The organism is Pseudoalteromonas sp. MIP2626, assembly GCF_013414205.1.
Lineage (GTDB): Bacteria > Pseudomonadota > Gammaproteobacteria > Enterobacterales > Alteromonadaceae > Pseudoalteromonas > Pseudoalteromonas nigrifaciens.
In genome coordinates this window covers 80814-95635 of record NZ_JAATTW010000004.1, presented here as the reverse complement: position 1 = coordinate 95635, position 14822 = coordinate 80814, and the positions used below count along the sequence as shown (strand labels likewise).

13 protein-coding genes are annotated in these 14822 nt (G+C 39.9%); 4 read left to right on the top strand and 9 right to left on the bottom strand.

The window, feature by feature from the left end:
* Window positions 1–156: 156 nt before the first annotated feature.
* Genes HC000_RS04220 through HC000_RS04210 form a run of 3 tightly spaced genes read right to left on the bottom strand, consistent with a single transcriptional unit; the run spans window position 157 to window position 2955 of the window.
* Window positions 157–1365 carry an ABC transporter permease gene (locus HC000_RS04220; RefSeq protein WP_011328303.1) on the bottom strand — a complete coding sequence of 403 codons (1209 nt, stop codon included), beginning with the start codon at window positions 1363–1365 and terminating at the stop codon, window positions 157–159.
* Window positions 1358–2146: an ATP-binding cassette domain-containing protein gene (locus HC000_RS04215; RefSeq protein ID WP_011328304.1), complete on the bottom strand. Its 789-nt coding sequence runs from the start codon at window positions 2144–2146 to the stop codon at window positions 1358–1360. The genes HC000_RS04220 and HC000_RS04215 overlap by 8 nt, the downstream gene beginning before the upstream one ends.
* Window positions 2143–2955 (bottom strand): DUF3025 domain-containing protein, encoded by an 813-nt coding sequence (locus HC000_RS04210; protein ID WP_011328305.1) that lies wholly within the window; start codon window positions 2953–2955, stop codon window positions 2143–2145. Before HC000_RS04210 ends, HC000_RS04215 begins: the two co-directional genes overlap by 4 nt.
* Before the next feature lie 116 nt (window positions 2956–3071).
* On the opposite strand from HC000_RS04210, the gene HC000_RS04205 reads away from it, so the two are divergent.
* Together HC000_RS04205 and HC000_RS04200 are read left to right on the top strand one after the other, a co-directional pair.
* Entirely contained in the window at window positions 3072–4697 is a 1626-nt protein-coding gene (locus HC000_RS04205; protein WP_089368342.1) for a M28 family metallopeptidase, read from the top strand.
* A gap of 93 nt (window positions 4698–4790) precedes the next feature.
* Entirely contained in the window at window positions 4791–5963 is a 1173-nt protein-coding gene (locus HC000_RS04200) for a putative manganese transporter (RefSeq protein ID WP_179807019.1), read from the top strand.
* A 76-nt stretch (window positions 5964–6039) separates the two neighbouring features.
* Here the strand turns inward: HC000_RS04200 and HC000_RS04195 are convergent, their stop codons facing one another.
* The 6 genes from HC000_RS04195 to seqA all read right to left on the bottom strand — a co-directional run bounded on the left by HC000_RS04195 (window position 6040) and on the right by seqA (window position 13472).
* Window positions 6040–7614, bottom strand: coding sequence for a dihydrolipoyllysine-residue acetyltransferase (locus HC000_RS04195; RefSeq protein WP_179807018.1), 1575 nt, complete (start codon window positions 7612–7614; stop codon window positions 6040–6042).
* 8 nt (window positions 7615–7622) lie between these two features.
* Window positions 7623–8600: a transketolase C-terminal domain-containing protein gene (locus tag HC000_RS04190; protein WP_011328309.1), complete on the bottom strand. Its 978-nt coding sequence runs from the start codon at window positions 8598–8600 to the stop codon at window positions 7623–7625.
* Window positions 8600–9814 (bottom strand): thiamine pyrophosphate-dependent dehydrogenase E1 component subunit alpha, encoded by a 1215-nt coding sequence (locus tag HC000_RS04185; protein WP_011328310.1) that lies wholly within the window; start codon window positions 9812–9814, stop codon window positions 8600–8602. Before HC000_RS04185 ends, HC000_RS04190 begins: the two co-directional genes overlap by 1 nt.
* A gap of 264 nt (window positions 9815–10078) precedes the next feature.
* The gene (gene astE / locus HC000_RS04180) at window positions 10079–11134 is read right to left on the bottom strand and encodes a succinylglutamate desuccinylase (protein ID WP_179807017.1); all 1056 of its coding nucleotides are present in this window, start codon (window positions 11132–11134) and stop codon (window positions 10079–10081) included.
* 97 nt (window positions 11135–11231) lie between these two features.
* Window positions 11232–12869, bottom strand: a complete 1638-nt coding sequence (pgm, locus tag HC000_RS04175) for a phosphoglucomutase (alpha-D-glucose-1,6-bisphosphate-dependent) (protein ID WP_011328312.1) — start codon at window positions 12867–12869, stop codon at window positions 11232–11234.
* A 9-nt stretch (window positions 12870–12878) separates the two neighbouring features.
* Window positions 12879–13472: a replication initiation negative regulator SeqA gene (gene seqA / locus HC000_RS04170; protein ID WP_011328313.1), complete on the bottom strand. Its 594-nt coding sequence runs from the start codon at window positions 13470–13472 to the stop codon at window positions 12879–12881.
* Between the two features lie 263 nt (window positions 13473–13735).
* On the opposite strand from seqA, the gene HC000_RS04165 reads away from it, so the two are divergent.
* Complete coding sequence (locus HC000_RS04165; RefSeq protein ID WP_011328314.1) at window positions 13736–14503, top strand: alpha/beta fold hydrolase; 768 nt, start codon at window positions 13736–13738, stop codon at window positions 14501–14503.
* 95 nt (window positions 14504–14598) lie between these two features.
* Window positions 14599–14820 (top strand): DUF2788 domain-containing protein, encoded by a 222-nt coding sequence (locus HC000_RS04160; RefSeq protein ID WP_011328315.1) that lies wholly within the window; start codon window positions 14599–14601, stop codon window positions 14818–14820.
* The last annotated feature ends 2 nt before the right edge of the window (window positions 14821–14822 follow it).

Here is a 14822-nt window from a genome sequence, read left to right as displayed (position 1 = left end):
TACCTCTTTTATTTGCAATAAAGAGTGCCAAATTATGAAGTGTATTCTACCACTACCATTGCTCTTAATGAAATAAACTAAACGCTATTTATATTTGTTTATAAATGAAAAAAGGCAGCGAGTGCTGCCTTCAAAACTTAAAGCTTTGTCTATTAACTATCTAAATAACACATCTTCGCGGTTAAACCATTTAACGCAAAAAGCTAATAAAATACCGGCAATAATAGCTGTAGCTAAAAATATTAGCCCTATTAGCGTGTAATCTACTGTGCCTTTAACTATTTCTTTTATTGCTAACGCTACATTAGTGACAGGAATAAACGCTGTTTTAACAGTCAGTTCCACATTTGGCATTAAGGCAATTATTACCGGAAAAATAACGCCCAGAGATAACGGTGTCATGTAGTTTTGCGCTTCTTTAAAGGTACGTGCGTAAATTGAAATAGCTAACGCTAGCGCAGAAAATATAGCCGCCAGTGGTAACAGTAATACAAAAATCATTAATAAATCAGAAACGGCTAAGCTACTAAATGCAACTTTAATAAATTCAAGATCCGCAAAAGTAATCGCCAAGGCTATCCACACTCCCATACTCAGCACAGTAATGGTTGTAGAGGCAATCGAAGTAGTTAAAAGGGTAATAAATTTACCTAAAACAAGTTGCGTACGGGTGATAGGTGTTAACAACAATGTCTCTAGGGTGCCACGTTCTTTTTCGCCTGCCCCTAAGTCAATGGCAGGATAAGTTGCTCCCATTAATACTAAAGGCACTAATAAATACGGTAAAAACCCACCTATTTTTTCACCTAAGTTTTCACGTTTATCGGCGGTATCTACTTTTACAACTTCAATTGGTTCAAGTATTGCTTTTTGCGTTGCTTCGTCAATGCCAAAACTAAGCAGCTTTTGTACTTGTAACGCATCGCTGTATTCTTGCGCTAGCTCTTTCACCCGCTGAAACAAAAAGTTAATAGACTTAGCGTCGTTAAACACTACCTGCCATTTGCTTTGCTGTGCATTATTTAACGTTTGCTGTGCATTGCTTGGTAAATAAATGCCCATATCAATATCGCCAGCAATCACTGCGGCTTTAAGCTGTGCAACACTATTAAAGGTTTTAGTGCCTTTATACTGCTCAAAACTTTTATGGTAAAACACTTTGTCGGTAAACTCTGGCGCATAGTCGCCGTTTACAATAGCGTAGGTATTTACTTTTTGCTCTGCATCCATAGCTGCTTGTGCGCTAATAAAGGCAACAACGGCAAAAATAAGTGGGAACACTGCAACTGGCACAGCCACTACAAATATGAGCGTTTTTTTATCGCGTAGTAACTCTCTTAATTCCTTTTTAAATACTTCAAACATCACGTTTCTCCGTTAATATGTTCATAAACGCTTGGTTAAGTTCTTCACTGTTACCTGTTTGTTTAAACTCTTCTACAGTGCCATCAAAACAGCTTACGCCTTCGTTAATCACTGCTACGCGGTCGCACAGTAAAGCAACTTCATCTAGGTGGTGCGTTGAAAAAACAACCGGTGTGCCTTGCGCTTTTAAACCTTTTATAAAGTTAATTACCGTTTGTGTGGTCATAATATCTAACCCGGTCGTTGGCTCATCTAAAACCACTACAGCAGGATAATGCACTACTGCGCGGGCAATATTGGCTTTTTGTTTCATTCCGGTTGAGAGGTTTTCTGCACGCTTATCTATAAATTTATGCATATCGAGCAAGGTAAATAGCTCTTCGCAGCGTGTTGCAATATCTTTTTTACTCATGCCATGGAGTTTTGCAAAATATTCGATGTTTTCTTTTACGGTTAAACGCCCGTATAAGCCGGTTGAACCCGATAGAAACCCAATCGATTTACGCCCCAGCAATGGCTTTTTTATTATGTCGTTACCGGCAATGGTAATACTGCCGGCATCGGGTTTTAAGGCAGTAGAAATCATTCTTAACGTGGTGGTTTTACCTGCGCCATTTGGTCCTAGCAGTCCAAGTACTTCGCCTTTTGCACAACGAAAGCTAACATCTCTAACTGAATGAAAATAATCTTTATCTTCGCGCGGGTCTATTTCATCTACTTTGTTTTTTTTATGATCTTTAGTTAGCTTAAATTTCTTTTTAAGGCCAATAACTTCTATCATGTTCGTATCCTTCGTTTTTCTCTAAAGTAATCCGTATTATTATAAAATGTGTCGTCGGTGTTGTCCTCATGCCACCCCGGAACACCTAGTAGTGGTAAAGGTGAAAGGAGTTTATTGTCGGCTAAACACTGATCGGTTTTTATCATCTCATAAAGTCTTTGATCTAGGTACTGGTATTGGGTAACTAAATCTTTACAAAATATTTCATCGGGTACAGTTACAAACAACGCTTTACCCGTTAAACCAATATAGGGTTTAGTTAGCATTTCGTAATTTGCATGGCCAAACATAAATGGTTTGATGGTTTTTCCCCACTGCGCTCTATGCTCAACAAACGCTGTTTTCCATTGATGATCGCGCAACCACTGTTGCCATTGGGTATTGCTAATAGCCAGTACAACACCGCATTCGTCAAATAAGGTTAGGGCATTGCGATGTTTGGTACGCTGCTTTGTGCCATGTACTGCAATATCTGCTACATGGCGTTGATTAATAAGCGCTTTGGTTTTAGGAAATAAACACCAAATAAAGCCACCAAATAAGTCGTGCCAATTTTCAGTACGCGTAGGCACCTGCCCTGTTTCAAAAATAACTTGCTCGTAATAACGCTCAGCAAAATCTATTTTTGCATCATCGACAAAGCTAATAGCCAAGTTATTGGCATTAATTGCGTTTAAGTGTGGGCTAAACCAGCTAGGCAGAGGCCAATTTTTTTGCTCATGTATATTAAACAACGTGCGCAAATGCTCAAAAGCGCCGCTTTGTAAGCAGCTTGGCTGAAATTCTTCTGGGGGAGTAAAACGCTTCATTATTATTTGTACTTACTAGTTTATACCTTAAATTTTGTAACAGTTTACCGCAAAAACTGGTTCTAATTAATAGAACTTCATATACTGGGTTATCTTAAAACAAAAATAGAGCCAATATGAAACGTTATTTCTCTCTTACCCTTATCACTGCTGCCGTATTAGCGGGCTGCGCTACAACAAGTATTACCTCCGATGATGTAACTAAGGGCTACAACAGTATTCAAGCTGATGAAATTGCTAAGCATGTAAAAGTGTTAGCATCGGATGAATTTGGTGGCCGTGCCCCTTCATCGCCAGGCGAAAAGCTAACGCTTGATTACCTAACAGCCCAATTTAAAGCCTTGGGTTTAAAGCCCGGTAATGGCAATAGCTTTTTACAAGAAGTTCCGCTGGTTTCGCTTGAAGCAGACTCAGACATGGTATTAAAAATTGGTGGTAAAAACTACCAATACAAAACAGACATGGTAATGGGCAGTAGTCGCATTAGCGAAAACCAAGCAATTGAAAACTCTGAGCTCGTATTTGTTGGTTACGGCGTTAATGCACCAGAGTATAACTGGAACGATTACGAAGGCTTAGATGTTAAAGGCAAAACGGTAGTAATGCTGGTAAACGATCCGGGCTTTGCAACTAAAAACCCTGATTTATTTACTGGCGATGCCATGACATATTATGGCCGTTGGACTTATAAATACGAAGAAGCGAGTCGTCAAGGTGCAGCGGGCGCAATTATTATTCACGAAACAGCACCGGCTTCATACCCTTGGTCTGTAGTAGAAAACTCGTGGAGTGGTGAGCAGTTTGGTTTTCAAAAAGAAAACAACAATATGGACCGTGTAGCGGTTGAAGGCTGGGTAACAACAGACGTAGCCAAAGAGCTGTTTAATAAAGCAGGGCTTGATTTTGATACACTAAAAGCCAATGCTGCAAAAGGCGCTTACCACGTTGATATGGGCGATTTGACTGCCTCTATAAAGATAAAAAACACCATTAAAAAGTCTATCTCGTATAACTTTATTGCCACTTTACCGGGCAGTGAAAAACCAGATGAACATGTTATTTATTCTGCACATTGGGATCACTTAGGCACTGATAAAAACCGCAAAGGGGATCAAATTTTTAATGGCGCGCACGATAATGCTACCGGTACGGCTGGTTTAATTGAAGTGGCTGAAGCCTTTACTAAATTACCTAAGCACCCTAGCCGTTCAATGACCTTTTTAGCGGTAACCGCTGAAGAGCAAGGCTTATTAGGGTCAAAATATTATGCAGCTAACCCTGTTATTGCTGCCAATAAAACCGTTGCTAACATTAATATGGACAGCTTAAATTTATTAGGCAAAGTGAAAGATATTAGCGTGGTAGGTATTGGTAAATCACAAATGGATGATTTATTAACAACGGTTGCGCTTGAGCAAGGCAGAACAATATCTGGCGATCCTAATCCTTCTTCGGGTGGTTACTATCGCTCTGATCACTTTGCTTTTGCAAACATGGGCATTCCAGCCATGTACGCAGGTGGTGGCACGCAAGCCTTTGACGAAGAAACTGCAAACTACCGTAAGCGTATGAGCTTAGTACTGCGTGGTTGTTATCATCAACCATGCGATCGCTACCGTGATGAATGGGATTTATCGGGCGCGGTGCAAGACCTACAATTATTTTATAAAGTAGGTTTTAATATTTCTGAGCAAGAGCAATGGCCAACGTGGAACACTAACTCTGAGTTCCAACGTAAGTAATTTAATCTTATCTAATCGAAAAACTCAAATGATATTGATTATCATTTGAGTGCAATGTAAAGTGTAGCTTAGTTACTTACTAGGCCACACTTTATGCAATTACTCTCACATAGTGGATTTATAACAGCCAATTCAAAACGCTTTATGGGTCAAAACAAACGCTTATTATTACCACTTTTTATATTAGTGTGTTTAGCCCTACCTAATTTACGCGCTATTACTATTACTGCACTCAGTGACGCATTTTTTCAGGTCAGTGTTTTTGTAGCAGCTACCTTACTAATTTACTACTATGCCATAGCACGTTTACCACAATTAGAGCTTAGTTATTTAAGCGCTAAGTCGCCTATTTTAGAAGTTGCTTTTGCATCTATACTAGGTGCATTACCAGGCTGTGGTGGTGCAATTATTGTTGTTACCCAATTTACAAAAGGCCAAGCCAGTTTTGGCGCTATTGTCGCGGTTTTAGCTGCAACAATGGGTGATGCGGCATTTTTACTACTTGCTACTCGCCCTACTGAAGGGGTAATTATTATGGGTATTGGCTTGGTTGTAGGAACTTTAAGCGGGTTGATAGTAAATGCTATTCATAAAAAAGGCTTTTTGCGACCACTCCCACAACAGCATAAACAACAGGTTATACAGCTACCAACAGCTATTATTAAAATATCTAAGCCGGTATGGATGGTTGCTATTGTTCCAAGCTTAATTATTGCTTTGTTAATTGCGTTTAATGTTGATTTTAACAAGTGGGATACTAATATACCTAACATTATTAGCTCTTTTGGCGCTGCAATGGCACTGTTTATTGTCAGTATTTGGGCGTATTCGTCTAAAGGAGAGAGCTATAAAGAAGTCACCGCAGAAGACGATGCATGTAAGCGTAATCCTCCCTCTAATATTACCAAGGTATTACAAGACACTCACTTTGTAACTGCGTGGGTCGTTGCGTCATTTATGTTATTTGAAATATTAGTAAATGTGGCAGGACTTGATTTAAAAGCATGGTTTTTACACTATGCGTATTTAGCACCACTTATAGCGGTATTAATCGGTTTTTTACCCGGTTGCGGGCCACAAATAATTGTTACCACTTTGTACATTCAAGGTATTATTCCATTTAGTGCTTTAACTGCAAATGCTATTTCTAACGATGGCGATGCGCTGTTTCCTGCCATAGCAATGGCACCAAAAGCCGCGCTCATAGCAACTTTTTATACTGCAATACCGGCTTTAGCCGTGGGTTATGGTTTATATTTTTGGTGAGTAAATAATACTTTTAAATACAGTAAACAAAAAACCAGCAGAAGCTGGTTTTTTTAATAACAATAAGCGCGTATGTTTAGCTCATCGCCATCATCATTACCGATGGGTTTTCTAAGTACGATTTCCAAAGGTTATTAAAACGAGCAATAGTGCCGCCATCAATCACGCGATGATCGCCAGACCAGCTCACCTGCATTATAGCTTTGCTTACCACTTGGCCGTTTTCATCAAAACGCGGTAAGTGCTGTAATTTACCCAAAGCAACAATAGCCACCTCTGGTTTATTAATAATAGGCGTCGCAATAGTGCCGCCAATTGCACCAATATTTGAAATACTAATAGTACCGCCTTTCAAATCATCTGGCGCAACACGACCTTCTCGCGCTGAGTCGGTTAAACGGGTTAAATCGTTTGCAACTTCTACAATACTTTTGCTCTGACACGATTTAATATTAGGCACTAATAAACCTATTTTTGAGTCAACTGCAATTCCAATATTATGATCGTTATAATAGGTAAGCTCGCTGCACTCATCATTTACTTTAGAGTTAAGTACTGGGTACTCTTTCATTGCAAGCGATAATGCTTTAACAAAAAACGGCATCATGGTTAGTTTAATACCTTGCGCTTTATACTGCTCTTTTAAACTAGAGCGAAGCGCAATTAGCTTAGTTAAGTCTACTTCATCACTAAAGGTAAAGTGTGGAATGGTCGAAACCGACGCCACCATTTGTTTAGCCATTGCCGCTTTTATGCCTTTAATTGGCTCTACACGTGTACCACCTGAGTGTGTAACTGATGTTTTTTGCTCATTACCACTGTGCAATGGTGAGGTATCGATAGTGTTAGGAACTTCGCCTTTTACAAACTCTTCTATGTCTTGTTTATAAATACGGCCATTTTTACCACTGCCCGGTACACAAGTTAAATCAACATCAAGCTCGCGTGCTTTACGACGAACCGCTGGCGATGCAACTGCTTTTTTATTCACAATTTTAGTTGTTTGCTCAGCTTTAATAGCCGCTGGTTTATCTGCTGCATTAGTTTGTGCTTTTACCACTGCTTGATTTATATCTGCATCGGCTTTAGCTGTGCGCCCTGCTACCGTCATTTGAAATAACGGGCTGTGCACTTTGGCTATTTCACCTTTTTGATAATACAGCTTATTTACAACACCGGTATATTTTGCCGGTATTTGTACCAAGGCTTTGTCTGTCATTACATCACAAACCGCTTGATCCTCAACTATTTCTTCACCTTCGGCAACTAACCAGTCAACAATTTCACACTCAACAATACCTTCGCCTATATCTGGCAAAATAAAATCTTCTAAGTGCTCGCTGCTATTATTACTGACAACCGTTTGAGCTGCTTTTTCAAGTGCTGCATCAGCTTCTTCGCTAACTGCTTCACCACTTACATTCATAGCAAATAATGGCCCATGAACCTTGGCAATTTCACCTTTTTGATAATAAAGCTTGGTAATTACCCCATCATGTACAGCGGGTATTTGCACTAATGCCTTGTCTGTCATTACATCACAAATAGGCTGATCTTCAGCCACAGTGTCACCTTCTGCCACAAGCCATTCAACAACTTCGCATTCAACTATGCCTTCACCAATATCGGGTAATATAAAATCTTTAGCCATGGTATCCCCTAAAAATCCATTGATTGTTTAATTGCGGCCAATACTTTTAATGCATCCGGTACATATTCTTTTTCAAGCGCTAACGGATACGGCGTATCTAAGCCACACACGCGCATAATTGGCGATTCTAAATGTAGGAAACATTCTTGACCAATGGTTGCCGCTATTTCTGCACCAAAGCCATTAGTAATTGGCGCTTCGTGGCTAACAATCAAGCGTCCAGTTTTAGTCACCGACTGTGCAATTGCCTCTACATCCCATGGTAAAATACTGCGTAAATCAATTACTTCGCAGCTAATGCCTTGTTCACTTGCTTGTTTGGCGGCGTCTTCTATTATTTCCATTTGCGCGCCCCACGCAAGTAAGGTCACGTCTGTACCTTGCTGTACTACCTCGGCTTTTCCAAGCTCAATGGTGTAATCTTCTTCTGGCACTTCGCCGATTGATGCGCGGTATAAGCGTTTTGGTTCAAAAAACAATACCGGGTTGTCATCTTTGATTGCCGCGCGTAATAAGCCTTTTGCTTGGTACGGGTTACGCGGCACAATAACTTTTAAGCCTGGTGTATGTGCAAAGTAAGCCTCGGGTGATTGTGAATGATACAAGCCCCCTGCAATTCCGCCGCCGTAAGGTGTACGAATAGTTAAATTACCCACATTAAACTCATTACCACTGCGGTAGCGAAATTTAGCTGATTCATTAACTATTTGGTCAAAGGCTGGAAATATATAATCTGCAAACTGAATTTCTGCCAGCGCTGGAGCGCCAAAAGCCGCTAAACCATTCGCAAAACCTAAAATACCTTGCTCTGTAAGCGGGGTATTAAATACACGGTGTTTACCGTACTTTTCTTGTAAGCCTGAGGTTGCTCTAAATACACCACCAAAGTAACCCACATCTTCGCCAAAAATACAGGCTTGTGGATGCTCTGCCATAGTAATGTCAAGTGCAGAGTTAATTGCGTGTAGCATGTTCATTTTAGCCATTACTTAATTCTCCCTGCTGTAACTGGGTAGGCATCTGGATGCAGTTTTATATGCGCTTTTAGTTGCTCATATTGGCGTTGCAATGATGGAATTGGGGTATCGTAAACATCTGATATTAATTCTTCTAAAGCTGGCTTTGCCACTACTTCGGCACGTTTTAGCGCAGCTAAAATTTCTTCACGAATTGATTCTTTAGCTTTTACATCGTCGGCTTCGTTTAGCCAGTCTTGCTTAATTAGCCATTTTCTAAACTTGTCGATTGGGCATACTTGATGATTAGCTTCTTCATCTTTAGAGCGATAACCACTTGGATCGTCTGAGGTAGAATGCGCACCTAAGCGATAAGCAATTGATTCAATTAAAATTGGCTCGCCTGTGCTCACTGCAATTTCACGGGCTTTTTTAGTTGCCGCATACACTGCAAGGGCATCTGTGCCATCAACACGAATTGTTTTAATACCGTAACCAACGCCACGAGAAGCAATGCCGTCACCTTTAAACTGCTCATCTGCAGGGGTCGAAATAGCATAACCATTATTACGGGCAAAAAATATTACCGGCGCTTGATGCACTGCGGCCATATTTACACCGGCATGAAAGTCCCCTTCAGACGCTGCGCCTTCACCAAAATAACAAATAGTGATGTTATCTATAGTGCTGGCAAGCTCACCTGTTTTAGCATCTATATGTTTAATTTTTTGACCATAAGCGTAGCCAGTCGCTTGTGGAATTTGTGTTCCTAATGGCGATGATATGGTCATATAGTTTAATGCTTTAGAACCATAATGAATCGGCATTTGACGGCCTTTGCCTAAATCCAGTTCATTAGAAAACATTTGGTTCATAAACTGATCAAGCGTAAAACCACGATAGTGAAGCGCCGCTTGTTCACGGTACTGAGCCATAATCATATCATTTTGATCAAGCGCAGCTGCAGAGGCTGTTACTGCAGCTTCTTCACCTAAACATTGCATATAAAAGCTAATGCGGCCTTGGCGCTGTGCACCTTGCATGCGCTCATCTAACAAACGTATAAAGCGCATGGTTTCGTATAATTTAATTGCGGTATGTTTTGAAATGTCGGGTGCGGTTGCACCTGGATGAATCTCGCCGTCCTCAGTTAAAATACTAAGGGTTGGAATAGTTAACGCATTGCCATCGATAAACTCAAGCTTATGGTTAATATTCAGCGATACGTTATTTGGATTACTCATAACCTACCTTCTTTTGTTGTCGATAAAACAGTGCCCATTAAATTATTATTGTGGGTTGATTGCTGCGAATAAACTTTGCAACATCTGCACTGTCTTTAATTAAAGCTGCCGACACTTTACGTTAACGTAAAGTGTTATTCAACAAATCTGTGACGAAACAAAACTAAATAGTGAGTATAAAAATGGCAAGTTAACTATACAGATATTTTACTATTTATTAATCATATAGTTAACTTATTACAACAAGTGGTCTGATCAGCTATTTTAAATAAAATTACTGTCTATCGCCATTGGCACAACGGTTAACAGCGCTCGCTGCCCAATAGCTACGTTTGCATTGGGGAAAATAATCGCTTCTCCTTGCACATCGGCGTAGTAAGGTGTATCGCCATCAGTAGCTAACAACTCACCCTTGGCAAAACCTGTGAAGTTTTCGGCCTGATCTGAAAATGGAAAACTAAATTCATTCTGCGTTCTATTTATGGTGCGGTGCACAGTAAACAACTCGAATTCATCTGCATTAAATTCTGGATATTCAACCTTATCTTGGCTAATTAATGCAGTGAGTGTTTGTTTGGTTTTTGCAAAGCGGCTCATGTCATTCTCACCAAAGGACTTAACTTGGCCAAGCTCGACCGTAAACGAATCGGCACCATGCACAAATGATGAATAATAACTAAAGGTGGTTGCTGGGGATTTCATCATTAATACGGTATTTACCCCACAACTTAATAAAAACTGTAATTGCGACTTTTTCCACGGTTTACCATGTAAATAAGGGTACACTGCAAACTTTTCGTTTTTAGAGCCACGAATTGCAGTATGTAAATCGTAATGGCAGCGGCTGCTACCTTGCTCACCTCGGCTAAAAAAGTCACTTACGTACTGCTCTAATTTGGCTGCACGGGTACGTTCGTTATTCATTGGTACGCCGTCTACGCTATGGTGGCCATTAAACAACCTGTTAAGGTTTTCTTCTACAAAACGCAAACCAATATTAATTGATTGCGGATTACCAAAAATAAATAAAACGCGCTGCTTTAGGAGCAGCTCACCGGCGATTATTTGTTTAATTAATTCGTCGCATATTTCGATTGGTGCGGTTTCGTTTCCGTGCACTGCACTTGAGTACACTACGTCTTTGCTTGAAACATTGGCCGGTTGAAACTCTATAACACCGGTATCATGAATAGTAACTACTGTGCCATTATTAAGGGTGAACTCCCCTGCGGCTAAGTGCCATTCGTTATTGCGGCTTAGCGTTAAAAAGTCGCCAGTTTGTTTTAATTCTTCGATGTAATCTGGAGTAGTGGCTGACATATGGATAAAAGCCCTTTGTAAAATTGAAATTATTATTATGCAATTAAAAACAAAAACGGCTGATTAAATCAGCCGTTTTTAAGTAATATAAGCGATATTAGCTAATAACTGAGTCTACTAGCTTTTTAGCTTCTTTTTCAAGTAGTGCTAAATGCGCTTCACCTTTAAACGACTCAAGGTAAATTTTGTATATATCTTCAGTACCCGATGGACGCGCTGCAAACCAACCACTTTCGGTAACTACTTTTAAACCACCAATTGGCGCATTATTACCTGGCGCATGGGTTAGCTTTTGTAAAATAGGTTCACCTGCGAGTGTATCGGCTTTAACGTCGTCGGCACTGAGGGCTTTTAAACGCGATTTTTGCGTGCTTGTAGCCGGTGCGTCTATACGTTTATAAAGCGGCGAGCCAAATTCTTGCTCTAACTCTTTATAAAGAGCAGACGGTGTTTTACCGGTAACAGCAAGTATTTCGGCCGCTAATAAGCCCATAATAAAGCCATCTTTGTCGGTACACCAAACACTGCCATCAAAACGTAAAAATGCGGCGCCAGCACTTTCTTCGCCGCCAAAGGCTAACTTGCCTTTATTTAACCCTTCAACAAACCATTTAAAGCCAACCGGTACTTCTTTTACTTTACGGCCATTACGCTCAGTAACTTTGTCGATCATGGAGCTGGAAACTAACGTTTTGCCAATTTGCACATTTGCGTTCCAGTCTCGATTTTTAAGCAAATAATCAATCGCAACCGCTAAAAAGTGATTAGGGTTCATTAAACCATCTGGCGTTACTATGCCATGGCGGTCGTAATCTGGATCGTTACCAATGGCAATATCAAAATCATCTTTAAGCGCAATAAGGTTGGCCATTGAATAAGGTGATGAGCAATCCATACGAATTTTGCCATCTTTATCAAGTGGCATAAATGCAAAACGAGGATCAACAACATCATTTACAACGCTAATGTCTAAATTATATTTTTTAGCGATAACCGGCCAAAAATTAATGCCTGAGCCGCCCAGCGGATCAACGCCAATTTTGATACCCGCTTCGCTAATCGCTTTTAAATTAACAATATTTTCTAGATCATTAATATACGGGGTCATTAAGTCTTGGTATTTAATAAACCCTGAGCGCGAGGCTTTAGCAAACGGAAATAATTCCACTTCAACTAAGTCCTCTAGTAATAACTGATTAGCTCTGTCTTCTATCCATTTAGTTACGTCGGTATCGGCAGGCCCGCCATCGGGTGGGTTGTATTTAAACCCGCCATCCTCTGGTGGGTTATGCGAAGGCGTAACTACAATGCCGTCGGCTAATTCATTTGGGTGCAGCTTGTTGTAACTTACAATAGCGTGGCTAATTACCGGTGTTGGAGTAAAGTCACCATCGTCTTGGGTGATCACTTGCACTTCGTTGGCTACTAATACTTCTATTGCCGAATTAAAGGCCGCTTCACTTAAAGCGTGGGTGTCTTTTCCTAAAAATAACGGGCCAAAAATATCGTTTTGTTTTCTGTAGTCACAAATAGCTTGAGTAATAGAGAGTATGTGCGACTCGTTAAATTTAACATCGTAGGAGCAACCACGATGCCCTGATGTACCAAATGCAACACAATGCTCTGGATTCTGCTCAAGGTCTGGCTCATTTAAATAATACGCAGATACTAATTTAGGTACATTTATTAATACCGATTGTGGAGCTGGTTTGCCCGCACCTGGATGAATAGCCATAGTATTTCCTTACAGGTAGTCGCGAATTTTTTCAGCTTGTTCTGTGCTATAACCTAAACACAAAGCAACTTCATGAAGCATCATTTTTTTACGTGTAGTGTTAGAGTTTGTCATTACCCAGTACTCACTGTCGGTGATGTTTTTAGGGTTCATACTGCTACCACTATTAACTAAGTCTTCTTTGCTAGTAGCAAAGTAAACGCGATCACGGCCTTTGATATCTAATACGGCGCGAAAGTCAGTTTTATGGGTACGGTAAAATGCACTTAAAATAAATAAAAAACGACCCACAACGCCTTTTTGCATTGCCAACTCTTCTTTATTTAATACATTAAATACATTCGCATTTTTTTGCTGCACAGACTTCTCAGCTACTGCACTTGGCTTAGCAGCAAGCGCAGGTGTTTGCTCTGCTACAGGGGGAACTTTAGGCAAGGTAGTTGTTGTTTGATTATTTTGATTAAGCTCTACGTTTGCGGTCTGAATTTTTTCGCCGCTCAGATTTAATAAACGACGTAAAATAGTGGATGCGCTCTCACCAATACTTTGCGTATTGCTGGCAATATACTGATATAACTCGTCGTCTATGTCGATTTGTTTCATGTTCTTCCTGTCATTACGGCCACATTTTTCTTTCCGTGTGATTATACCCAAACCAGTTAGAAATGCGAGTTACAACAAACCCCGCTGTAAACATATATTTTAAATTACTTATGTGCGCTATTTAAATTACTATTTAGCACGATTAAATAGCTAAATATTGTTGATAAAACAGGCTACAGCCCAATATTATATTTTGTGACTGTATTTTTTGCTTTTTAAGCAAATGCTCGTCACACTATGGCGAATTTTACACTGAGGCTAATATGCAGTTAAATTATAAGCAACAAGGGCAAGGCCCACATGTTATTTTAATTCATGGGCTTTTTGGATCATTAGAGAACTTAAACGTGATCGCAAAACCCCTTAGTGAATTTTATACCGTAACCAATGTCGATTTACGTAACCATGGCAAATCGCCCCATAGCGATACAATGACTTATGCGGCAATGGCCCAAGATATTATTGAATTATTAACGCATTTGAACATAGATAAAGCGCACATTATAGGCCACTCTATGGGCGGAAAAGTAGCAATGGAATTGGCATTAACCCATCCAGAGCACGTTAATAAATTAATTGTGCTTGATATAGCACCTGTTAGTTACCCTGCTCGCCACACTAAAATTATTCAAGCGCTTAAAGCGGTTGCAAACGAATCTATTACAGATAGAAAGCATGCCGATGCAATTATGCAGCCTTTTATAGACGAGATGGGTGTGCGTCAGTTTTTATTAAAAAGTTTAGCTAAAAACGATGAAGGCAATTTTGCATGGCGGTTTAATTTATTGAGTCTTGATAAAAATTATTCGATAATTACCGACAATGTTAATGAAAACAATTCTTGTTTGTGCGACACTCTATTTATTAAAGGTAATGATTCTGACTATATATTAGCTGAGCATAGAGCGGCTATTAAGGCGCGCTTTAGTAATGCCAGTGCCAAAATAATTCACGGTGCTGGCCACTGGTTGCATGCGCAAAAGCCATTAGCAGTGAATAAAGCAATAAATGACTTTTTAACTGCGATTTAAACTCATTTTAATCGCCTGTTTTTGATTTTGCGTACTAAAAAGTCGTATATTTATATGCTATAGTATGCGCCGTTTAATTTAAAGGTTACACGTTGATGGTCAGTCAGTTAATTAACGAATTTGATACCTTAGGGTTGTATTTTGGCTTAGCCGGTATTTTTATATTTATCGGTATGGCAATTAAAGACGTACTAAAAAGCGGCAATGTACCCAAGTTTGGTCGTTACATTGTTTGGGCTGTACTCTTTTTAGGGTGTTCTGGCTTTATTGCTAAAGGACTTATTCAAGTATTTTGGCAAGGCGCAGGTGTAGGTTAAGC

Coding starts and splice junctions, on each gene's coding strand:
- HC000_RS04220 (WP_011328303.1), bottom strand. CDS start 1,365: ATGTTTGAAGTATTTAAAAAGGAATTAAGAGAGTTACTACGCGATAAA.
- HC000_RS04215 (WP_011328304.1), bottom strand. CDS start 2,146: ATGATAGAAGTTATTGGCCTTAAAAAGAAATTTAAGCTAACTAAAGAT.
- HC000_RS04210 (WP_011328305.1), bottom strand. CDS start 2,955: ATGAAGCGTTTTACTCCCCCAGAAGAATTTCAGCCAAGCTGCTTACAA.
- HC000_RS04205 (WP_089368342.1), top strand. CDS start 3,072: ATGAAACGTTATTTCTCTCTTACCCTTATCACTGCTGCCGTATTAGCG.
- HC000_RS04200 (WP_179807019.1), top strand. CDS start 4,791: ATGCAATTACTCTCACATAGTGGATTTATAACAGCCAATTCAAAACGC.
- HC000_RS04195 (WP_179807018.1), bottom strand. CDS start 7,614: ATGGCTAAAGATTTTATATTACCCGATATTGGTGAAGGCATAGTTGAA.
- HC000_RS04190 (WP_011328309.1), bottom strand. CDS start 8,600: ATGGCTAAAATGAACATGCTACACGCAATTAACTCTGCACTTGACATT.
- HC000_RS04185 (WP_011328310.1), bottom strand. CDS start 9,814: ATGAGTAATCCAAATAACGTATCGCTGAATATTAACCATAAGCTTGAG.
- astE (WP_179807017.1), bottom strand. CDS start 11,134: ATGTCAGCCACTACTCCAGATTACATCGAAGAATTAAAACAAACTGGC.
- pgm (WP_011328312.1), bottom strand. CDS start 12,869: ATGGCTATTCATCCAGGTGCGGGCAAACCAGCTCCACAATCGGTATTA.
- seqA (WP_011328313.1), bottom strand. CDS start 13,472: ATGAAACAAATCGACATAGACGACGAGTTATATCAGTATATTGCCAGC.
- HC000_RS04165 (WP_011328314.1), top strand. CDS start 13,736: ATGCAGTTAAATTATAAGCAACAAGGGCAAGGCCCACATGTTATTTTA.
- HC000_RS04160 (WP_011328315.1), top strand. CDS start 14,599: ATGGTCAGTCAGTTAATTAACGAATTTGATACCTTAGGGTTGTATTTT.